The organism is Streptomyces sp. NRRL F-4489, assembly GCF_001509485.1.
Taxonomy (GTDB): domain Bacteria; phylum Actinomycetota; class Actinomycetes; order Streptomycetales; family Streptomycetaceae; genus Streptomyces.
Map to the genome: position 1 here is coordinate 22518 of NZ_LLZI01000247.1, position 21350 is coordinate 43867.

Consider the following 21350-nt stretch of genomic DNA (forward strand, 5'->3'; position numbering starts at 1 on the left):
TCCTCCCGTTGCGTGGTGGCAGGTGGCAGGTGGCAGGTGGCAGGTGGCCGGTGGCCGGTGGTCCAGGTACGGGGGACCTGGGGCAACCTTCCGTTCGCACCACTGGTCGCTGGAGACGGCCGAAGATTGGCGCCGTCGCCTTCTTCCCCCGTCCGCCGACGCGCGCGTCGCGGCACGCGCCGTCCCGAGCCCGGTCACCGCGCGGACCCGCCGCACGGTGACCCGGTGTTTCAGCCGACCGACTCGGACAGCGGATGGCGCGCGATGAACTCGCGGACGATGCGGGCCATCAGCACGGGGTCCTCCAGTGGCATGGCGTGAGTGAGGTCGTCGACGACCAGCGTCTCGGCGTGCGGGAGTTGGGCCGCGAGGGACGCGGCCCGCGCACGATGCGGTGTGCCGAGCCGGTCGCCTCCGCCTCCGACGACGAGCAGCGTCGGCGCCTGCACGGCGCTCGTCCGCGGCGCGCCGAACGTCCAGCCGCCGAACGCGGCCGACTCCCGGGTGAAGAAGTAACGGCTGCCGGCGACGGCCTCGGCGAGCCCCTTCTCGCCGAGCCGGTCCGTCAACAGGCGGCGCACTCCAGGCCCGCACACCCCGGTGAGAAAGGTGTAGAACGCTGCTTCCCATTCACCGGCCCTGGCCTCGGCGATCGCGGTCGCCATCGCCGGGTTCGCGGGCTCGTCGTCCGCCCGGGGCAGCGCGGGCTCCAGGAGGACCAGCGAGGCGGCCAGGTCCGAGCGGGAGCAGGCCAGTCGGAGCGCGATATCGGCTCCGGCGGAGTGCCCCACCACGTGGGCGCGCGGCACCCCCGCCGCCGCCAGAACCGCGGCGCAGTGGGCGGCCTGCGCGGGCACGCCGGCTCCGCTCGTGGGCTCCTCGCTGCGGCCGTAGCCGGCACGGTGGATGACGAGGCGGCGGAACCCCGTCAGCTCGCGCGCCATGGGCGTGAGCCAGTCAGCGCACAGCGAACCGTGCAAGAAGACCACGGGTTCGCCCTCGCCGATGTCGTCGTAGAAGAGGGAGACGTCGGGCAGTTCGACTCTCATCGCTCGGCTCGCCTCACCATCCGGGCCGGGGCGCCCAGCCCGTCGATGAACCCGCTCACCTCTGTGAAGAACCTCGCCGGCTGTTCCAGTTCGATGAGCTCGCCCGCCTCCGCCAAGACGGTCAGCGCAGCGCCCGCGATGCCGTGCGCGAGCTCCTCCGACAGTGGAAGCGGCGTGCAGAAGTTGTGCTCGCCGCAGAGCACCAGGGTCGGCTGGGCGATCTCGCCGAGCCGTGCGAACGTATCGTGTGCCGCGATCATGTCGATCCGCGCCAGGCCGATCCTCCGGTCGTCGGGGTGGGCCGGGAGCGCGGCCGCGCGGTCGATCCACCGCACGACGGCCTCGGGGTGCTCACGGGTGTACCGCGGACCGAACAGGAACAACGAGTAGCTGGACAGCAGATCGCGCCTGTCCCACTCGGCGGCGAGCCTGCGCCGCACCTCGAACTCACGGCTGGTGAAGGCGTCGAAGCGCGCGAAAGTGGAACTCAAGGTCAGCGAGCGCACCAGCCACGGACGTTCCAGCGCCATGTATTGCGCGATGGCGCCACCCGTCGACGCGCCAACGACGTGCACCGGGCCGACGCCGAGTTCCTCGACGAGCGAGGCCATGTCGGCCGCGAGTTGCCGAGTGGTGTAGCCGTTGAGAGCCCGCGTTGTGCGCCCCGTCCCCCGCTGATCCGGCAGGATCACGTGGTACTTCCCGGCGAAGCGGGCGATCTGCGACCCCCAGCTCGCTCCCACCCCGCCCAGCCCGGAGAGCAGCAGAACCGGCGGGGCCTCCGGGTTCCCGTGGGTCTCGTAGTAGAGAGAAATGCCGTGCACGTTCAGGGTGCTCATGCCGCTGTCCCTTGCTTCTGGCGTGCAGTTCCTTGGGCATGAGGCAAGCACTCGTCCACCGGTAGGCCATCCCGGGACCGTCGGTTTGAGCAATACGCGACAGTTACCCGCCGTTGATGGACAAGATTCGACACACAGTCTCTGCGCGGCCGTTGTCAAAGAGGGGAAACGCCACCCCCGTTCAAACCGTCTTCCTGCACGGCCACGGCCACGGCCACGGCCACGGCTGCCTGCGCGGAGTCGACCGAGCCGCCGACCGGAACAACCACACCAACGACCAACGACCAACGACCGTCGACCCGGCCCGTAGTCACGGCAGGACTGCCGGACATCCTCCGCGGCAGCCCTGCGCGGTCGTCCCCGGAATCCGGCAACAGCCGTTTTCGCGTACGGCTTACGCAGCCCCCGTGGGCCCCTCCTGTGCGAGGGCCCGCAGGATCGTGTCGTCCCTACTGCCCGGGCGTGCGAAGTACACGTACAGCACGTGCCCTTCCGGGCCGGTGAGGGCGAACGTCTCGAAGCTGAGGGAGAGGACCCCGGCACCGTCGACGGCGAGGCGCTTCTCACCTGTGACGCGCTCGTAGACGTCGTGGGAGTCCCACAGAGCGCGGAACGTCCCACTGCGCTCGCGCAGGTCCGCCACGAACGCGTCGAGTTGCGCCGGCCGGGCCGCCGCGGTGGTACGCAGCCCCGCGACGGCCTGGAAGCCGATCTCCTCCCAGTCCGGGTACACCTGCCGGGCCCGCGCGTCCAGGAACGTGAACTCGATCAGGTTGCGTCCCGGGCTCCACGCCGGATTGACGCGCGCCGCGAGAGCGGTGGCGGCCAGGACGTCTCGGCGCGGACCCACGACGAAGGCGGGCAGGTCGGCCCAGCGCTCCAGCAGCGCCAGCACCCCCGGCCGTACGGCGCCGACCGCGGCGGTGTCGCCACCGCCGGCGGGGGTGAGGGACGGCGCGACGAGGGACCACAGGTAGGCCCGCTCCGTGTCGTCCAGGCGCAGTACGCGGGCCAGGGCTTCAAGGATCTCGCGCGAGGGACGCCGGTCGCGGCCCTGCTCGATACGGGCGTAGTAGGAAGGGCTGACACCGGCGAGCAGCGCCAGTTCCTCCCGGCGCAGACCCTTGACCCGTCGGCGTGTGTTGTCGATGACACCGGCGGAGGCGGCGTCGATCCGCTCCCGCCGGCTGCGCAGGAAGGAGCCGATCGGGTTGCTGTCTTGATGGTCGTCACGAGCCATCCGGCCGACTTTACCTCTCGCGGGGGAGCGCCCCGCGCCGAGTACGCCGTCCCGCCGCATGCCGTGCGCGTGCGGCGGTGGTGGTGAAACTGACCCTCCCGGGGCCACCCTCACAGGGGTGTGGCACCGATACCCGGGTCTTGTTGCACTGGAGGCATGACACATCAAGCCACCGCCCCCGGCGAGGAGTTCGCCCCCACCACCGACGCGTCCGAGGAGACGCCGGTGTGGCTGATCACAGGGAGCTCCAGCGGCCTGGGACGTGCCCTGGCCGAGCACGCGCTCAGACGCGGTGACCGTGTCGCCGTCACCGCCCGCGACACGGCCGCCGTCGCCGACCTCGCCGCCGCCTACGGCCACCGCGCCCTCGCCCTGCGGCTGGACGTCACCGACCCCGCGTCGGTGACCGCCGCCGTCGAGGCGAGCGAGAAGGAGTTCGGACGCATCGACGTCCTGGTCAACAACGCCGGATACGGATATCTCGCCGCGATCGAGGAAGGCGAGGACACGGCGGTACGAGCCTTGTACGACACCAATGTGCACGGCGTGGTAACCGTCCTGAAGGCAGTGCTGCCCGGCATGCGGGCCCGCCGTTCGGGGCGGATCGTGAACATCTCCTCGTTCGGCGGTCTCGCCGCCTTCGCCGCGACCGGCTACTACCACGCCACCAAATTCGCCCTCGAAGGACTCTCCGAATCGCTGGCCGCGGAAGTCGCCCCGCTCGGCATCACGGTCACCATCGCCGAGCCCGGCGGCCTGCGCACCCAGTGGGCCGGGACCTCGATGCGGCAGTCCCCGATTCGCCTTGCGGACTACGAAGCGACCGCGGGCGCGCGCCGGGCCTCCACCCTGGCGGTCTCCGGCCGCCAGCCCGGTGACCCGGCGCGTGCCGCCGCCGCGATCGCCACCGCCGTGGACGCCACCGACCCGCCACTGCGGCTCCTCCTCGGTTCGGATGCGCTGGCCGGCGCCCGCGCCCGCCAGGAGCGGACGCGGAAGGAGATCGACGCCAACGCATCACTGACCAGGAGCACGGACCTGGAGCAGACCTCATGAGCCCGAACGACAACAAGGACTGCAACGAGCACGGCAACGACCACGGAAGCAAGAACGGCAACAAGAACGGAAACAAGAACGGAAACAAGAACGGCAACGACCACCGCAACAAGAACGAAGGCGCGAACCATAACGGGAACGACCACGGGAACGAGAACGCGAACGCGGGCAGAAGCCGGAGCTTCTCCGAGCCCGCGGGGGCTTTCGTGGTGCTCGGCGCCGGACCAGGACTCGGAGCCGCCGCGGCACGCCGCTTCGGCCGCGAAGGACACCCCGTGGGCCTGATCGCACGCGACGCCCCGCGCCTGGAGCGGATCGCCGCCGGCCTCACCGGCGCACGCCCAGCGACCACGGGCCACGCGCCCGCTGACCGGCCGCCCGCCGCGCCTGTGCGCGTGGCCACCGCGACCGCCGACGTCACCGACGCGAAGGAACTCGCCGCCGCGCTCGCCACCTTGCGCGAGCGCCTCGGCCCCATCGAAGTGGTGCTGTTCAGCCCACGACCGAGTCTGGAGTGGATCAAACCGGTGCTGGACACCACACCGTCGGACGTCGCCGACGCGCTGGCCCTCAGCGTCGTCGCCGCTACGGCGGCGGTGAGCGAGGTCGCGCCGGACATGTGCCGCCGCGGCCGCGGCACCCTGCTGTTCACCACCGGCGGCGCAGCCGTCCACCCTCACCGCGACCGCGCCGTGTCCGCCATCGCCTACGCCGCCGAGTCCGCCTACGTCCACATGCTCCACGAGGCCCTCGCCGACGACGGCGTGCACGCCGCCCAGCTCACCGTCGTCGGCCCCATGGGCCCCGGCGCGCACCACGAACCCGACGCGGTGGCCGACGAGTTGTGGCGACTGCACACCCACCGCGACCAACCCCTGGTCGTCCTGCGCTGACCGGGACCGCCCCGCGGGACCGCCGGGTCCACCCACCCTCGACCACCGCTCCGCCCGGACAGGACCCACATCGGGGCGACCAAACCCTCAAGGTGACCAAACCCTCCGGGCGACGAAACCTTCCGCGCGACGAAACCCTCTGGGCCGCGCCCGGCAGCCCTCTGTGCAGGCCGGCACCGACTCCCGCGTCTCGCTCCGCGCGGACCGGCGAGCACGCCGCTCATGCAATCCGACCACCCCGTCCGACCGGCGGCGAGCAGTTACCCGCGGAGACCGGGGCGCCGCTGTCCCGCGGATCGTGTCACCGCGCCGATGAACACGGAGGTCGGAGAGCCGTCTGTGGCTAATGCTCCACGGCCCCCTTCGCCGAGGCAGCGCCCCGATCCGGTGATGGGGGAATTTCGGTAGGTCCTCAGGGCCAGACCGCGCTTCTCCAGGACTGACCGAAGCCGTATGACGACCGCCAGGTGGGACAGTCACGGCATCGGAAGCAGCCCCGCTGATCTCGAAGCATGGCGCAGGCGTCCTTGACGCTCCTGGCCTCCGGGAGCCCGCCCGCTGAATCGAAACACCCCCTTGACCCGAACTTCTCTCGGCCTCGGCCGCCGTGACGTGTGTGCGATGACGCGCCATGGCGAGTGCGTGACTATCTTGGAGCAGGCGGTGAAGCGGCCCTGACCTGCGGTTTTGTGCGTACGCATGAGGTGCGCTGCGGGCGTTACGGGCAACATCTTGACGCTGAAATGACGCTCGCGGAGGCGCCTTGACGCTTATGTGACGCTCGTTTTAATGGGGTGGCGAGTGCCCGGCCGCCTCCTCCCCCTCCCCGTCAGCGAATCTCAGCCTCGATGCGGGCAAGTTGCGCGGCGACGAGTTCTTCGAACGCGGCGTGGCGGTCTGCTCCGAGGGGGCGGATGTCGCGGGCGTAGCGGGCCAGGGCGGGGAAGCGTTCGGGGTCGGCGCCGAGTACGGCGACGCGGAACTGCTCCATGCCCTGGTCGTACTCCTTGGGCGTGAGGGCGCTGATACCGGCCTCGGAGGCGATCAGCGCGGCGAGGAGGATCACGATGCGGTGGTAGCGCGCCGGCACGTCCTCGTCGGGCAGGCCGGACGCGCGCAGGGCCTGCAGCAACTCCTCCATCACCAACCGGGAGCCGGTGCCGCCGGACGCGTAGCGCCCCCAGATCGCGGCGAGTTGGGGCTGTTCGCCGAACGCCTCGCGCAGGCGCAGGGCCAGGGCGGTGATGCGCTGCTTCCAGTCGCCCTCGGGGCGGTAGCCGTCCATGGCGGCCAGCAGGACGCGGTCGGCGACCGCGCGCAGGAGTTCGGTCTTGTTGCGGAAGTGCCGGTAGAGGCTGGAGGAGTCGGTCCCGAGGGTCGCGGCGAGCTTGCGGACGCTGAACGACTCGGCGTCGCTCGTGCGCAGCAGTTCCGCCGCCGTGTCCAGGATCTCCTCGGTCGACCATCGCCTTCGGCCAGTCATCTCGCCCCTCTCGCTCCGGGCTCAGCCTAACGTATGCGCTCGCCTATGCGTTTGGCGATGCACTTGTCGATGCACGCGGTGCGTGCATACTGATGGCGGCGCGCGTCCGGCCACAACGGGCCACCGCACACCGGCATCCGGCCGGGAGGGGAGAAGGACACATGAGCGAGACCACGACCACGACCACGACCACTGCCGCGGCGCGGCCACCGGAGCCGGACTTCACGGCGATCACGCCGGAGGAACTGCGCGCCTACCGCGACGCGGAGAACCGCTTCCGGGCCTCCGTCGCGGCGCGGGCGATCCTCGGGGAGCCGGACACCGGCGCCGCGATCGCCTGGCAGGAGATCGCGCTGCCCGGCCGCGACCTACCGGTCCGGGTCTACCGGCCGGCCCCCACGGGAGACGCGGCAGCCGCGGCCCGGACCGCCCTGCCCCTCGTGGTCCACGTCCACGGAGGCGGCTTCGTGGGCACGGCGGTGCAGTGCGACTGGACCAACAGCCACCTCGCCGCGGCACTGCCCGCCCTCGTCGTCTCGGTCGAACACCGCCTCCTCGCCCCCGGCAGCCCGCTCGCGTACGCCGCCGACGACGGCTGGGACGTACTCCGGCACGTGGTGCGGCACGCCGAGCGGTGGGGCGCCGACCCGGCGCGCGCGGCCGTCTTCGGTGAGAGCTGCGGCGCGCTGATCGCCGCGCTGACGGCCATCCGCGCCAGGGACGCCGGCCTGGAGCTCACGGCTCAGGTGCTGGTCAACCCGGCGGTCGACGTGACCGGGACGATGTTCGACTACCCCTCGATGGCCGAGTACGCGTACAGCCCGACCCGGGCCCGGCCGCAACTGCGGTTCGTCCAGCGGCTCGCCGTCCCGCCGGGGGCCGACGCCCGAGCCCTCTCACCGCTGTACGCGGACGACCTGAGCGGCCTCGCCCCGGCGCTCGTGGTGGTGCCCACCCGCGACGCGCTCGCCGACCACGGCCGCCGCTACGCCGAGCGGCTGCGCGAGGCGGGCACCCCGGTGCGGCTCTCCGAATACCCGGGAGCCAGGCACACGTTCCTCACCTTGCCCGGCGTGGAACCGCAGGCCGAGGCCGCCCGGGCGGAGATCGCCGCGTTCCTCGGCGCGGCGTTGGGGGGGGGGGTGACGACCGTGGCGGGGTGCACGGGCGATTTCCGGACAGTGGCATGACGTTTGGGCGGCGCGTCCGACGTCTGTCCTGATGGGGAGTCACGAGGCCCGGGCCGGCGCACCGCCGCTGGCCGTGCGCCCCGTTGGCCGAGTCGCGCCCTACCCGGCGTGCCCCCGGGTCTGCTCCCATGGCGGGGGGAGCGGGGTCGAAATCCAGCGGTTGGGGGGCGCTGTGGGGACATCCACGCCGTGGGAGGGGCCGAACGGGGGCCGATGGAGCTCGGCCGCGAAGCGGCTGGCCCGGTGGCGCGACGATTCGGAACTCGCGGATCAGCGGCTGGAAGAGATCGCCGCGGATTATTTGCGCGCACTGCACGAGGCGCTCCGGGCCGACCGCTCGGCGTTCGGGCTCCACGACACGGCGCGCGCGGCCGGTGAACGGCTCGCCGGGGCGCTGGGCTCGCTGGCCGCGGGCGCCTGGCCGGAGGGCGGACTGGTGGCCCGTCTCGTCGCGGAGGCCGGCGGCGACGGCGGCACCCTGGCCGACGCCGCGGTGCGCAGGGCGTTGGCCACCGCGGTCCGCGATGTCAGCGACGCGCACCCCGAGTTGGACGGAGCGCTGGTCACCGGCTCCGCGGGTGGGGGCTTCGCCTGGGACATCCTGTGCGACCTCTACCAGGCGTTCTTCGCCGGCGTGGTCGGGGAGTTCCTCCGGTCCGTCGTCGCCGAGCACGTCCGGCTGGCCGTACCGGTGCTCATCGCGTCCGACCCGGAAGGCCGGATCGCAGACTGGGTTGCCGAGAAGCTGGTGGCCCTGGTGCCGAACCCCTGCGAGGAGTCCGCCCGGGCGGAGGAGCCGGCGCCGGCCGTGGACGCCGCGCGGCCGACCGAACCGAGTGCGGCGGAGGATCCGTCGGCCGTGTTGCCCGCGCTCGCCGAGTCGCTGGTCCCACGGGCGGTCGGCAGTGTGCTGGGGTTCATCACCGAGGAGATCGCGGGGGACGAGGAGGCGGCGGCATGAGGGACGACGACCACTTCCTGTGGTGGCGCGGCCACGGCGCGGACCGGCCGCGCGACGGCCGCTGGACCGGGATCGGCGAGGAAGCCTTCCAGGAGGACGAGCGCCGCATCACGGGCCGGCACCGCCTGCCCGGCCCGGTCCCGGACTGGGCCGAGGACCTGTTCCGGGTGGCCAGGGCGGCGTTCCTCGCCGACAAATACGTACGCCGGGCCGGTACGCGCGACCGGTGGACGCGCCGCATCCGCCTCTCCGTACCCGTCACCGAACACGAGCGGTGGCGGAACGACGCGGTCCGCGCGGACCTCACCGGACTCCTCCAGACCCTCACCGGGGACCTCTGGCAGGTGGAGTTCCGGCCGCTCACCGGCCATCGGGTCGAGGAGGCGATGACGTTCCCCGGTGATCCGCGCGCATCCGAAGTCGCGCTGCTCTCCGGCGGGTTGGACTCCGTCAGCTGGGCCGCCACCCGCTCGCGCGCCGCCGATCCCCGGCCGCTGCTCCTCGTGATGTACCGCGAGGTCGGACTGCTGCGTCTGCAGCGGCGGGTGTACGAGTCCGTCGAACGGCTCGGCGGGGAACGGCCGTTGATGCTGCTGCCCATGAGCCAGACCCCGAAGAACGATGGCTCCGGGCTGCGGCTGGAAACCTCCTCCCGCACCCGCGGCCTGCTGTACGCGGCGGGCGCGATCCGCGCCGCCACCGCGCACGGAGCGGCCACCGTCCACGTTCCCGAGAACGGCCAGCTCGCCGTCAACCCGCCGCTGACCGCCGCGCGTTCCGCCGCCTGCTCCACCCGCTCCGTTCACCCGTGGACGCTGGCCCGGCTCAACGCTCTGATCGCAGCCGTGGGGGAGGGCAGCGGCCCGGTACGTGTGGTCAATCCCTGGGCGCGACTGACGAAAGGCGAGGTGTGCGCGGCCGGACGGGCCGCCGGCCTCACCCCGGCCGACCTGGAAGCCACGCTGAGCTGCGGCAAACCGCCTGCCCGGCGCCGCGGCGGACCGCCCCTCGCCAACTGCGGGGTCTGCTTCCCGTGTCTGGTGCGCCGCTCCGGCCTGCTCCACGTGAACGGTACCGACGGCACCCCGTACGAGGCATCGCCCTGGGCGCGCGGCCTCGCCCACGAGCGCGGCGCCGACTGGCGCGCGCTGCAGCGGTGGCTGCTCGGCCGGTACGACCTGACGGACCTGGTCACCGACACCCCGTTGCCACCGGACGCGGATCCGGCGGCAACGTTCGATGTGATCAGGCGCGGGCGGGAGGAACTGGCGCGGCTGCTTGAGGTCGCGGAGGCGGCCGGGATTGCCGGGGCTGCCGTGCCCACTGGGGCTGCCCGGGCTCCCCAGGCTGCCGGGGCCGCCGACGTGGCGTAGTGGGGAGAGGCGCGCCGACCGGTCCCGGCCCGCGCCACGCTCGCGCGCGGACCGGAACCGCGGTCGCCTCACCCACCCCCCGCCCCCGACTCCCACGTCCCCAGCGACATCTCCGCCGTGATGCCCGGGCCGAAGCCGGCCATCAGGCCGCGTTGGCCGTCCTGGGTCGAGTGCTCGTCGAACATCCGGGCCAGGGCGTCGAGGACCACGGCGCTGGCGATGTTGCCGTACTCGGTCAGCGTCGCGCGGCTGAAGCGGAACGCCTCGTGGGGGACGCCCAGGAAGCGGCTGAGGTCGTCGAGGATGCGCGGGCCGCCGGCGTGGACGATGTAGAAGTCCAAGTTCCCGGCGTCCCAGCGGTGCTCCTCGGCGAGCGCGCGCAGGGCCGGCGCGAGCGGCTCCATCGTCCCCGGAACCCGTTTGTCCAGCTGGAAGTGGAATCCGCTGGAACGCACCGCGTACGAGATCCAGTCCTCGGTGTGCGGGATCAGGTACGAGGCGTTCCGCTCCAGGTGGACGCCGCTGCCGCCCTTGCCGCGCATCACCGCCGCCGCGACCGCGTCCCCGAACAGGCCGTTGGACAGCAGCGAGCCGACGCCGATATCGGTCGGCTGGTAGCACAGCGAGCAGAACTCGCAGGCCACGAGCAGCACGTTGGAGTCCGGATACGCCCGGCAGAAGTCGTGCGCGCGGTTGATCGCGGCACCTCCCGCGGCGCAGCCGAGCTGGGCGATGGGCATCTGCCGGGTGTCCGACCGGAAGCCGAGGGTGTTGATCAGCCAGGCCGTCAGCGCCGGCATCATGAAGCCGGTGCACGAGACATAGATGATCAAGTCGATGTCCCGCGGCTCCAGTTCGGCCTGGTCGAGCGCCCTGCGGACCACGTCGGGGACGCGGGCCTTGGACTCTTCTTCGTAGATGGCGCTGCGGGCGTCGAACCCCGGATGCTCCAGCACCTTGTCGATCGGTTGGATCAGGTGCCGGCGCACCACACCCGTGTGCTCGATCAACCGCAGCACCAGGTTGAGCTGCGTATGACCGCTGTGCAGCTGCCGCGCCAGTTCGAGGGTGTCGTCCCTGGTGATGATGTATTCAGGGACCGCGATTGCCGGTTTGCACAAAACCGCCATCGATGCACTCCTTGCAGACTGTGGTCCGCTCAGTGCTCTACCTGCTCTGAAACGCGCGCCATTGTCGCTTCCGGTGCCGGCCGGCGGAATCCGCTGCGATTCCGCCGGGGGAACGGCACAGACCCGGGAAGGACGCGAAAGACGCGAGCGGGCCATCCGTCGAAGAACGAACTCTCCCCGTGCAGACGGGTCATCTCTAGACCGTACGCCAGGGGAGTGACTTCCGCATGCCGCCGCCGGAGTCGCGTTTCCCCGCGGTCCGCCGGCTCACCACGTCACCGGAAGCGCCAGCGGGTACCGCCAAATCGACGTGGTGTTCCAGCGGATTTCCTCCGGCGGCTTGGCCAGCCGGATTTCCGGGAAGCGCCGCAGCAGCGTGCCGAGCGCCGCCTGGAGTTCGGTGACGGCCAGCGGGGCGCCCAGGCAGTGGTGCCCGCCCCAGCCGAACGTCATATGGGACGTCCCGCCCTCGCGCCGCAGATCCAGTTCGTCGGGGCGGTCGAATTTCTCGCCGTCGCGGTTCGCCGTGAGATACGAGACGTGCACGATGTCGCCGGCCCGGATCCTCACCCCGCTCAATTCGACGTCCTCCAGCGCGACCCGAGGAATGCCGACGCCCTTGCGGAACGGAATGAACCGCAGCATTTCCTCGATCGCCTGCGGCAGCGCCTCGGGGTGCTCGCGCAGCATCGCCAGCTCCTCGGGCCGGGTCAGCAGCGTGTACGAGAGATTGGCGATCTCGTAGGTGGTGGTGTCCTGGCCGGTGATCAGGAGCACCATCGCCATGACGGTGAGTTCTTTCTCGTCGAGCATCTCGTCCCCGACGCGGGCCGTCGCCAGCGCGCTGATCAGGTCGTCTCCCGGCTCGCGGCGCCGCCGTGCGGTGAGTTCGGAGAAGTATTCCCGCATCTCCGCCTTGGCGCGGATCGCGTTCTCCTTGTTGTCGAGGCTGGTGTTCATCATCGTCCGGGCGTAACCGCGCAGCCGGGCGCTGTCGTCCCCGGGGATGTCGAGCACCTCGCAGATCGTCGTCAGCGGCAGCGGCGAGGCGAGGTTTTCCATGAGGTCGCCGGGCGCCCCGTCCTCGGCCATGCGGTCCAGCAATTCGTCCACGACGTGCTGCGTACGCGTCCGCATACGCTCGACCTGCTTCGGCGCGAAAGCCTTGGACACCAGGCTCCGCAGCCGGCTGTTCGCGGGCGGATCCATGACGTTGATCGCCTCGTCCTGAACGATCGGCTCCGGCGTCATCCGCGGGAAATCCCGCCCGACAATCGCGTGCCTGCTGAACCGCCGGTCCGTCGTCACCGTCCGCACGTCCTCGTACCGGGTGACCAGCCACGCCTCGCCCTCGCCATAGGGCAGGCGGATACGCGCGACCGGTTCCTCGGTCATGATCCGTCGGAGCGTCGGATCGAATTCCAGCGCCTCGGCGTAGTCGAACGGACAGTTCCAGACGGTGGTCTCGGTTTCCTGTGCCATTCCGTACTCCTGGGGTGGGGAGGGCGGTGCTGGGGTCTTGTTTGCTTTTTCTGGGGAGCCCCGGAGGGCCCCTGGGTTCCGCGGATGCTTCAGCTTGGGGGCTTTGGGGGCTTTGGGGCGGGCCCTGTTGGCGGAGTGTTTCGCCGGAGGGCTGAATTGCCCACGGCGGCGAGCGGAATTCGCCGCCCGCGGGCGTGCCCCGTGGGCGGAACGCGCGTGCCCTGACGAGGGGGCCGAAGCGCATCGCTGTCGCGGATATGGCCGGCGCGGCATCCCTCGTGCCGCGTCCCGGACAGCGTACGTATCCGCCTCCCGCTCCGCCTTCCCGCGCCCCGTGGACGCCCCGCCGGGGCCGGCTGCCGCGGCCGGGCGCCGTGTCGCCTTTCGCGGGACGTCCACGGGGCGCGGCGGCTCCGTGGGGCATGGCGCGGCCTTACGCCGAATGGGTGACACGGGGGTGGGGGGATGGAGCGATGAGGGCGGGACGTGCAGGGGCCGGCGGAGGGGTCCCGGCCCGGGAGGGGAGGCCCTCACTCCGTCTGATGGGCCTCCCGGGCCGCGTCCACGAAGGTCTCCAGCGCCTTCCAGAAGGGCCGGTAGGCGGCGTTGAACTCCTCAAGGCAGTCCACGCCGTCGTTCAGCCCCGTCCGCAGCGCCTCGTAGAACGGCTTGGTCGTCTTCTGCAGCGCGAGTGCCGCGGCCGCGGCCGACGGCGGGCCCTCCAGTTCCACGACCCGCGCGCACCGCCGGATCTTGGCGTACTCCGCGACCTCCCGGTCGAGCATCGCGTCGAGCCGGGCGTTCCGGTCCGCCGAAGGAGACTCCCGGAGCAGCGCGGAGATCTCCCAGAGCAACTCGCCGACGCGATGGGTCTGTTCGATCAGGTCCAGATAAGCGGTGCGCCGGCTCTCCCGCAGCCGCTCGGCGCGCTGTGCCCGCGCCGCGGTCTCCGCCTGGATCCTGGCGGCGCGCGCACTGCCGCGGCTGGTCACCCAGCTGGCCAGCACCGCCGTACCACCCGTGACCGCCGCGATCGCCAGCGTCCATATCGTGCTGCTGTCACCCACGGGGCGTCACGATACCCAGGTGGAGTACGACCGGGTGCGCCTCCGCCGTGGCTCGTGCCGCCCCCGGCTCACGCCCTGCCGGAAGCCGCTTCCGACCCGCGTCCGCCCCGGCACGTGATCGCCGGTGACCCACGTACCCACCCCCGGCCGCACAGCTGCGTACCCATCGCGTCCTCCCTGCCACGGACGGTGGCCCGCGGCCCGTAGCTGCCGTTGCCTCTTATCCAGAGCTAAAGTCGACATATGGCCACAGGGGACCTCCCCGACGAGCTGGCCGACGTACTGGCCGGAATCCAGCGGCTGATCCGCCGGCGGCTCCGGCCCGGCCTGCCCGCCCCTCCGCTGCGCGGGGCGCAGGTCGAGCTGCTGCGGCTGGTGGCCGCCCGCCCGGGCATCCGGGTCTCCGCCGCCGCCAGAGAGCTCTACCTCGCGGACAACTCCGTCTCGACCCTGGTCAACCAGCTCAGCCGGGCCGGCTACCTGCACCGCGAGACCGACCCCGCCGACCGGCGCTCGGCCCACCTCTTCCCCACCCCGGCGGCCCGGCAGCGGCTGCACGACTGGGAGACCCGCCGCAGCGCCCTGGTCCGCGAACGGGTCGCGCGCCTTCCCGAGGCCGACCGGAGCGCCCTGGAGGCCGCCCTGCCGGCCCTGCGCCGGCTCGCCCACAGCCTGCACGAGGAGACGGAGGGACCATGACCCGCCAAGACCCAGCCCGGACGGTCCCGGACACCGCCCCGCCGGCGCCCCCGGGCCCGCCCCCGGAAACCGGCCCGGCTCCCGCCCCGGCCGGAAGCGCCCCGCACCGCGCCTCCGAGGCCGACGCCCTCACCTGCCGCGCGCTCCGCTACGCGTTCGGCGAGACCCGGGCCGTCGACGGGGTGGACCTGGCCGTCCGGCCCGGCGAGGTCTTCGGCCTGCTCGGCCCGAACGGCGCCGGCAAGACCACCGCCATCCGCTGCATCACCACCCTCCTGCCCGTCCCCGCGGGCATGGTCCACGTCTTCGGCCACGATGCGGCGCGGGAGCGGATGGCCGTCCGCCGCCTCCTGGGCTATGTGCCGCAGCAGCTGTCCGCGGACGCCGGACTGACGGGACGGGAGAACGTCGCCCTCTTCGCCCGCGTCTACGACGTCCCCCGCCGCGAACGCGCCGCCCGCGTCGATCAGGCACTGCGCGCCGTCCACCTCACCGACGCCGCCAACCGGCTCGCCAACACCTACTCCGGCGGCATGATCCGCCGCCTGGAGCTCGCCCAGGCGCTGGTCAGCGCGCCCCGGCTGCTGGTCCTCGACGAGCCGACCATCGGCCTCGACCCGATCGCCCGCACCAGCGTCTGGGAGCACATCAACGCGGTCCGCGCCGCCACCGGCATGACCGTCCTGGTCACCACCCACTACATGGACGAGGCCGAGCAGTACTGCGACCGCGTCGCCCTGATGCACCGCGGCCGGATCCGCGCCCTGGGCACCCCCGCCGAACTCCGCTCGGCACTGCGCGCCCGCCGGGCCCGGACCGCGCCCAGCGCACCCGGACCCGCGCCCTCACCTCTCCCTGCCCACGGCCCTGCCACCCCCTCTCCTCCGTCCGCAACGGAGCCGACGCTGGAAGACGTCTTCCGGGACGTCGCCGGCACCGGCCTCGACGAGCAGTCAGGAGACTTCCGCGATGTCCGGAACACCCGCCGCACCGCGGCCCGCGTCGGCTGAACCCGCCGCGGCCGCCGAAGACTTCCAGCTGCTGCTGACACCCCCGCGCGCCCGTACGGGCTGGCGGGTCCTGTCCGCCAGAGTCGTCGCGATGTGCGTGGTCGAACTCCAGAAACTCCGCCACGACCGCACGGAGCTCTACACCCGCGCCGTCCAGCCCGCCCTCTGGCTGCTGATCTTCGGCGAGACCTTCACCCGTATCAAAGCCATCCCCACCGGCGGCACCCCCTACATCGACTATCTGGCGCCCGGGATCATCGCCCAGTCCGCCATGTTCATCGCGATCTTCTACGGCATCATGATCATCTGGGAGCGGGACGCCGGTATCCTCACCAAACTGCTGGTCACGCCCACCCCGCGCGCCGCCCTGATCGCCGGCAAGGCGTTCGCCGCCGGGGTGAAGGCGCTCCTCCAGGCCGTGGTCGTCATCCTCATCGCCGCCCTGCTCGGCGTCGCCCTGACCTGGAATCCGCTGCGCCTGCTGGGCGTCGCCGCCGCCGTGATCCTCGGCTCGGCCTTCTTTTCCTGCCTCTCGATGACGATCGCCGCCATCGTGCTGACCCGCGACCGCCTGATGGGCGTCGGCCAGGCCCTCACCATGCCGCTCTTCTTCGCCTCCAACGCGCTGTACCCCGTGGCCGTGATGCCCGGCTGGCTCCAGACCATCAGCACCTTCAACCCCCTTAGCTACCAAGTGGACGCCCTGCGGGGACTCCTCCTCGGGACGCCCTCCTCTCTCCTCCTCGACTACGCCGTGCTCACCGCCGCGGCGGCGGCCGGTATCGCCGCGGCCTCCTCCCTCCTCGGCCGCCTCGCCCGCTGAACGACCCTCCTCCGCCGCCGGACGACCCGCGCCCGGCGGCAACTCTCCGTACACATGCCCCTACCGTACGACCCCCCACTGACAATCCCGCTGACGAGCCGAAACGCCGAACCGAGGCCCGTGCGCGGGACGTTCGGCGCGGCGCGGGCGTACAGCCGCGGAGCCGGGCGAAGTGACGCACGGTCAGCCCCGCGTCCCGGCGCGGCCGGGCGGCGGCCGCGCCGGGCGTCACGACCGAGGATGAACGGGCACACACAAACTCGACGGACCGGATCCGCCCAGGTGTCCGCACTGGTCAGGGCAATGGGGCAGGATGGGACGGACTGCGCCGCCGCGTGTGTCGCAGTCGATGACGTTTGTAGGTTTATCCCTAGAATCGTGCGATGCACATACCGCAGAAAGCCAGCGCTCCTCTGGATGAGGTGATTCGGTGAACGGCCCCGACGCCACCGACGAGCAGTGGGAAGGGCTCGCCGAAGTCGTTCCGCTACGCGGCGGCAGCGAATGGCCCTCCTGGCCCGACCATCGCGCCCTGCCCGATGACGAACCCACCGAGGAGACCCGGCGGTTCATCGTCATCCGCGTCCAGACCTTCGCGGACGCCCGGGAAGTGGCCGAGTACCTCATGGCGCAGCTTCCCGTCCTCCTGGACCTCAGCAGCGCCGACACCGATGTCGCCAAACGCATCCTGGACTTCGCCAGCGGCGTCGTCTTCGGACTGGGCAGCGGTATGCACCGCGTGGACACCAATGTCTTCCTACTGGCACCGGTCGGCACCGAGGTCGCGGAACCGGCAACGGGCGGCGTCCCCCGTTCGTAGGAAGAGAAGCCGGGCGTAACGGTTCGCCGGGCCGGCGACTGCGTAGCGTCCCCCTATGGATACCGACAGTGTGCGTCCGGCGGTCACCGAATTACGTCTGTCCGCGTTCAAGGCCCATCGCGGGGTCACCCTGCCGCTCGGCCCGATGACCCTGCTCAGTGGCGGCAGCGGAAGCGGCAAGACCAGCGTCCTCCAGGCTTACGAGATCCTCTCCCGGCTCGGCAGCGGTGAATCCCTGGCCAAGGCCGTCGGTGTGGTGGCGGGCGGGGCCCCGGCCTGTGTACCGGCCACCGCGCGCTCCGACGACCAGGGGCGGCGCGGCTTCCGCATCGGCTGCACCGTCGACGGCCCGGCCGGCCCCGTCCACCTCGACCTCGCCGTCCAGGCGGAACCCGAACTCCGCATCGTCGGCGAGCGGTTGACCGGATGCGGCGAGACGCTGCTCACCACCGCCCTCACCGACCCGACCCGCTCCGCCGTCCAGGCGGCCTGGTACACCGCCGGCGCGACACCGGTGACCCGCGCGCCGCTGCCCGACGACCGGCTCGCCACCTCCCTCCTCCCGCTGCGCGTCGCGGGCAAGACGGCCGGGCAGCGCCTCGTCATCGCCGCGGCGGAACAAGTCGTGGTCGCGCTTCGTTCAGCCTTTGTGTGCGATCCGCGGCCGGAAGCAATGCGGGGCCGGGCGGCGGCCGGTACGGCGGAGGAGGGCCGCGGTGAGGGCGGCGCGCGGCGCGGCACCGGGGCGCGCGCCGGCGGCCGGAGCGGCGGTGCGGGCCGCCAGGGGAAGGGGGGTGGTTCCGCGGGTCCGGCCGGACCGGCGGGCGCCCGCGGGCGCAAGGGCGTACGCAGCGGCGGCGACGCCAGCGGCTGGGGCCAGGACGACGAGCGCGACGAAGGGCGGCTGCGGTCGTCCTGCGACAACCTCGCCGCCGTGCTCGACCGCACCAGCCGCGAATGCGCCCGGCGGCACGCCCTCCTTGTCGCGGCGGTCCGGGACGCCTGTGCCGGGCCCGTCGACGGGCTGCGCGCGGTGCCCCGGCAGCTGGGCCCGGCCGGGGCGCCCGGGGATAACGGGACCGGTCTGGCCAACGGGGCCGGCGCGGGCAGCCCGGCCACCTCGGCGAGCGGGCCCGCCGGGACGAGCGGCGGCGGTCCGGCGCAGGGAGGGCAGCCCCCGACCGGCCCGCAGGCCCTGCGGGCCGTCCTCGACCGCGGCGTCCTCGGCGAGATGCCCGTCGAGCAGCTCGGCGACGGCGAACTGCGGTTCCTCGCGCTCGCCCTGGTGCTGCTGACCGGCCCCGACGTCCTCGCCATGGACCCCGTGGGGGAGATCCCGTCGGCGCTGCAGCAGATGACGGTGATGGCGGACGGCATGGACCGCTGCCTGGACCGCCGCCAGGCCCGCGATCTGGTGGCGCTGGCCGTGCGGATGACCGAGCGCGGCCACGTCCGGCTGCTCGGCACCCTGGGGGACGCGTCGGTCGCCGAGGGGCTGCCCGGGGTGCGGGTGCTACACCTAGGGGTATGAGTGAGGATCTTCATGCCCTGCAGCGACGCCTGGCCGAGTTCGCGGCCGCCCGGGACTGGCAGCAGTACCACACCCCCAAGAACCTGGCCGCCGCGCTCAGTGTCGAGGCCGCGGAACTGGTCGAGATCTTCCAGTGGTTGACCCCCGAGCAGTCGGCGGCGGTGATGTCCGACCCGGAGAAGTCGGGCCGGGTCGAGGACGAGGTCGCGGACGTCCTGGCGTATCTGCTCCAGTTCTGCCAGGCGCTGGGCATCGATCCGCTGACCGCGCTCGCGGCCAAGATCGAGCGCAACGAAGCACGCTTCCCGGCCGTCCGGCAGGCTCCGCCGGACCGGCCGAAGGGCGGCGCGTAGCCGCTACGTGGCGGGGAGCGGGGCGAGGCGTATAGGGCGCGGACGCCGGCGGGGCGGGGCGAGAGCCTCCGCCCCGCCGGCTTTTCACGGCGCTTGCTGTTACTCCCGTGCCAAGAGCAGCCAGAGTTCCGTAAGTTGAACAATTTATGTTGTGTGGCGCATGAAAAGGCGGTGACGTATGAGGGGTCGCCGGGGGCCGCAGGCGCGCTCTCGACCGTCCCGAAACCGCCTCTCATCACTCTATGGAGTCATGGATCTTTCCACAGCGCCTTGGTTGTCCACAGATTTGCGAATTCCTCTGGCGTTTTTGGCTGCTGACCCTCACTCTGGGTAGTGGAAGGAGAGCGGGGTGAACGCGGATGAAGCAGGAAGGAGGGACGCGGATGGACGCGGTGCGGATCATCGCGGCCAGTCGGCGCGGCCTGGCGCAGGCGAATACCGTCCATGACGTGGTCGTCGAAGCGTGGCAGGCACAAGCCTTGGCGGAGGCGATAGGCAGCCATCTCGCGATATTCGGTCCGTACGAAGTGCGGTCCAGAGCCCGAGGACTGGGCGACGCGGGCGGGCGGTTCAGCGGGGGACTGCTGTGCTCGACGGCGACCTCCGGCGGGCTGCGGGCGGCGCAGCTGACCGAGATACGCGACGTCAAGGCGGCCCTGATCAGCCTCTGCCAGCTGCTGCGCGAGGTGTGCGAGGCACTGGTCGGAGTGGTGATCGCGGCGGACGAGGACGGCATGTACTGGACCTGCGTCGAGGCGATGGACACCGCCGACGAATCGCGGGACCACGTCGCCGGGATACTGGAGAAGCTGGAGGTACGCGACCGGCACCTTGCCTGACACCGGGCGGGCCGCCTGCCGCCCCGCCCACGGAACCACGACCGGCGACGCCTGGCACGCCCACGCCGGCGCCGGCTGAACACGCCACCCCCACGGGTGCCCTGGCGGTACGCCGCCGCCCGCGGCGCCGCCCGTTCGCCGGCTCGGGCACGCCCGGGCCTCTGACCGGTACCCGTACGAGAACGGCCACCCGGACCCGCTGCCCGGTCCCTCGTCCCTGACGGGCGGTCCCCGCCATCCGTAGGCTCACCCCACTCCTCGCCTTCCTTCCGCTGCGTTGCTATTCGTTGCTTGCCGGTGCCTTGCCGGTTGCTTTCGGGATCGGGTCCTTGTCGGTTGCTCCGGTGTCACTGACGCCCTTGCGTTGCTGTCGTGGAAGGAGGAGGGGCGTGCCCCCATAGGGGATGGCGGGCTGTGTGCCGTGCAGGATGGAGGTATGGATCTACGAGTCTTCACCGAGCCCCAGCAGGGGGCTTCCTACGACACCCTTCTGAGGGCCGCCAAGGCCACGGAGGACCTCGGCTTCGACGCGTTCTTCCGCTCGGACCACTACCTGCGGATGGGGAACACCGACGGGCTGCCCGGCCCGACGGACGCCTGGATCACGCTGGCCGGTCTGGCCCGCGAGACCAAGCGGATCCGGCTCGGCACGCTGATGACGGCCGGCACCTTCCGCCTGCCGGGTGTGCTGGCCATCCAGGTCGCGCAGGTCGACCAGATGTCCGGCGGGCGGATCGAACTCGGCCTCGGCGCGGGGTGGTTCGAGGAGGAGCACCGGGCGTACGGCATTCCCTTCCCGAAGGAGAAGTTCGCGCGGCTGGAGGAACAGCTGGAGATCATCACCGGCCTGTGGGCCACGGAGGTGGGAAAGGAGTTCTCTTACGACGGCACGTACTACCAGCTGGAGAAGTCGCCCGCGCTGCCCAAGCCCGCCCAGGCGAAGGTGCCGGTGCTGATCGGCGGACACGGTGCGAAGCGCACGCCGAGGCTGGCGGCTCGGTACGCGGATGAGTTCAATCTGCCCTTCGCCTCGGTCGAGGACAGCGAGCGCCAGTTCGGACGGGTGCGGGCGGCCGCGGAGGCCGCTGGGCGGAAGGGCGACGACCTGGTGTACTCCAACGCCCTGGTCGCCTGCGTCGGCAAGAACGATGCCGAGGTGGCGCGGCGGGCCGCGGCCATCGGACGGGAGGTGGACGAACTGAAGGCGAACGGCCTGGCGGGCTCGCCCGCGGAGGTCGTGGACAAGCTCGGCCGGTACGCCGCCATCGGATCGTCCCGGATCTACCTCCAGATCCTGGACCTCGATGATCTGGACCAGCTGGAGCTGATCTCGGCCGAGGTCCAGCCGCAGGTGGGCTGAGGGGAGTCGAGGGAGCTGGGATGAGTTGAGTTGACCTGGCTGAGTGAGTCGGCCTGGGCTGAGTGAGTTGGCCTGGGTTGAGTTGAGTGAGTTGAGCTGAGCGGGGGTGTTGGGGGAGGGGAGTGGAGGAGGGCGGAGGGGAGGGGTGCGGG

20 protein-coding genes are annotated in these 21350 nt (G+C 71.9%); 13 read left to right on the forward strand and 7 right to left on the reverse strand.

Going from position 1 to position 21350, the window contains the following annotated elements:
- Positions 1-230: 230 nt before the first annotated feature.
- From ADL22_RS24545 to ADL22_RS24555, 3 genes are all read right to left on the reverse strand, one after another.
- Complete coding sequence (locus ADL22_RS24545; RefSeq protein ID WP_066983828.1) at positions 231-1049, reverse strand: alpha/beta fold hydrolase; 819 nt, start codon at positions 1047-1049, stop codon at positions 231-233.
- The gene (locus ADL22_RS24550) at positions 1046-1888 is read right to left on the reverse strand and encodes an alpha/beta fold hydrolase (RefSeq protein ID WP_066983832.1); all 843 of its coding nucleotides are present in this window, start codon (positions 1886-1888) and stop codon (positions 1046-1048) included. Before ADL22_RS24550 ends, ADL22_RS24545 begins: the two co-directional genes overlap by 4 nt.
- Before the next feature lie 394 nt (positions 1889-2282).
- The gene (locus ADL22_RS24555; protein ID WP_066983835.1) at positions 2283-3128 is read right to left on the reverse strand and encodes a helix-turn-helix domain-containing protein; all 846 of its coding nucleotides are present in this window, start codon (positions 3126-3128) and stop codon (positions 2283-2285) included.
- Positions 3129-3284: 156 nt separating this feature from the next.
- Here ADL22_RS24555 and ADL22_RS24560 point away from each other — a divergent pair, with 156 nt between their 5' ends.
- Entirely contained in the window at positions 3285-4184 is a 900-nt protein-coding gene (locus ADL22_RS24560) for an oxidoreductase (RefSeq protein WP_066983838.1), read from the forward strand.
- The gene (locus ADL22_RS24565; RefSeq protein ID WP_079064396.1) at positions 4181-5077 is read left to right on the forward strand and encodes an SDR family NAD(P)-dependent oxidoreductase; all 897 of its coding nucleotides are present in this window, start codon (positions 4181-4183) and stop codon (positions 5075-5077) included. Before ADL22_RS24560 ends, ADL22_RS24565 begins: the two co-directional genes overlap by 4 nt.
- Positions 5078-5906: 829 nt before the next feature.
- Here the strand turns inward: ADL22_RS24565 and ADL22_RS24570 are convergent.
- Positions 5907-6560, reverse strand: coding sequence for a TetR/AcrR family transcriptional regulator (locus ADL22_RS24570; protein WP_066983841.1), 654 nt, complete (start codon positions 6558-6560; stop codon positions 5907-5909).
- A 161-nt stretch (positions 6561-6721) separates the two neighbouring features.
- Here ADL22_RS24570 and ADL22_RS24575 point away from each other — a divergent pair, with 161 nt between their 5' ends.
- The 3 genes from ADL22_RS24575 to ADL22_RS24585 all read left to right on the forward strand — a co-directional run bounded on the left by ADL22_RS24575 (position 6722) and on the right by ADL22_RS24585 (position 10084).
- Positions 6722-7750, forward strand: a complete 1029-nt coding sequence (locus ADL22_RS24575; protein WP_066983844.1) for an alpha/beta hydrolase — start codon at positions 6722-6724, stop codon at positions 7748-7750.
- Between the two features lie 301 nt (positions 7751-8051).
- A complete protein-coding gene (locus ADL22_RS24580; protein WP_159048718.1) occupies positions 8052-8711 on the forward strand; it encodes a hypothetical protein in 660 nt (219 codons plus the stop codon).
- Positions 8708-10084, forward strand: a complete 1377-nt coding sequence (locus ADL22_RS24585) for a hypothetical protein (protein WP_066983851.1) — start codon at positions 8708-8710, stop codon at positions 10082-10084. The genes ADL22_RS24580 and ADL22_RS24585 overlap by 4 nt, the downstream gene beginning before the upstream one ends.
- Positions 10085-10152: 68 nt before the next feature.
- Here ADL22_RS24585 and ADL22_RS24590 read toward each other — a convergent pair whose 3' ends face one another.
- The 3 genes from ADL22_RS24590 to ADL22_RS24600 all read right to left on the reverse strand — a co-directional run bounded on the left by ADL22_RS24590 (position 10153) and on the right by ADL22_RS24600 (position 13763).
- Positions 10153-11214 (reverse strand): type III polyketide synthase, encoded by a 1062-nt coding sequence (locus tag ADL22_RS24590; protein ID WP_066983854.1) that lies wholly within the window; start codon positions 11212-11214, stop codon positions 10153-10155.
- Positions 11215-11481: 267 nt separating this feature from the next.
- Positions 11482-12696, reverse strand: coding sequence for a cytochrome P450 (locus ADL22_RS24595; protein WP_066983857.1), 1215 nt, complete (start codon positions 12694-12696; stop codon positions 11482-11484).
- A gap of 530 nt (positions 12697-13226) precedes the next feature.
- On the reverse strand, positions 13227-13763 hold the full coding sequence (locus ADL22_RS24600; protein WP_066983860.1) for a hypothetical protein: 537 nt from the start codon (positions 13761-13763) through the stop codon (positions 13227-13229).
- Positions 13764-14006: 243 nt separating this feature from the next.
- On the opposite strand from ADL22_RS24600, the gene ADL22_RS24605 reads away from it, so the two are divergent.
- The 8 genes from ADL22_RS24605 to ADL22_RS24640 all read left to right on the forward strand — a co-directional run bounded on the left by ADL22_RS24605 (position 14007) and on the right by ADL22_RS24640 (position 21198).
- Positions 14007-14462, forward strand: a complete 456-nt coding sequence (locus tag ADL22_RS24605) for a MarR family winged helix-turn-helix transcriptional regulator (protein ID WP_066983863.1) — start codon at positions 14007-14009, stop codon at positions 14460-14462.
- Entirely contained in the window at positions 14459-15472 is a 1014-nt protein-coding gene (locus tag ADL22_RS24610) for an ATP-binding cassette domain-containing protein (RefSeq protein ID WP_066983866.1), read from the forward strand. Before ADL22_RS24605 ends, ADL22_RS24610 begins: the two co-directional genes overlap by 4 nt.
- On the forward strand, positions 15432-16295 hold the full coding sequence (locus ADL22_RS24615; protein WP_066983869.1) for an ABC transporter permease: 864 nt from the start codon (positions 15432-15434) through the stop codon (positions 16293-16295). Before ADL22_RS24610 ends, ADL22_RS24615 begins: the two co-directional genes overlap by 41 nt.
- A 430-nt stretch (positions 16296-16725) precedes the next feature.
- Positions 16726-17115, forward strand: a complete 390-nt coding sequence (locus ADL22_RS24620; protein WP_066983872.1) for a cell division protein SepF — start codon at positions 16726-16728, stop codon at positions 17113-17115.
- A gap of 55 nt (positions 17116-17170) precedes the next feature.
- Positions 17171-18646 (forward strand): biotin transporter BioY, encoded by a 1476-nt coding sequence (locus ADL22_RS24625; RefSeq protein WP_199836368.1) that lies wholly within the window; start codon positions 17171-17173, stop codon positions 18644-18646.
- Positions 18643-18999 (forward strand): nucleotide pyrophosphohydrolase, encoded by a 357-nt coding sequence (locus ADL22_RS24630; protein ID WP_066983875.1) that lies wholly within the window; start codon positions 18643-18645, stop codon positions 18997-18999. The genes ADL22_RS24625 and ADL22_RS24630 overlap by 4 nt, the downstream gene beginning before the upstream one ends.
- 383 nt (positions 19000-19382) lie before the next feature.
- On the forward strand, positions 19383-19838 hold the full coding sequence (locus ADL22_RS24635; protein ID WP_066983877.1) for a DUF6099 family protein: 456 nt from the start codon (positions 19383-19385) through the stop codon (positions 19836-19838).
- A gap of 436 nt (positions 19839-20274) precedes the next feature.
- Positions 20275-21198: an LLM class F420-dependent oxidoreductase gene (locus ADL22_RS24640; RefSeq protein WP_066983880.1), complete on the forward strand. Its 924-nt coding sequence runs from the start codon at positions 20275-20277 to the stop codon at positions 21196-21198.
- Positions 21199-21350 lie beyond the last annotated feature (152 nt).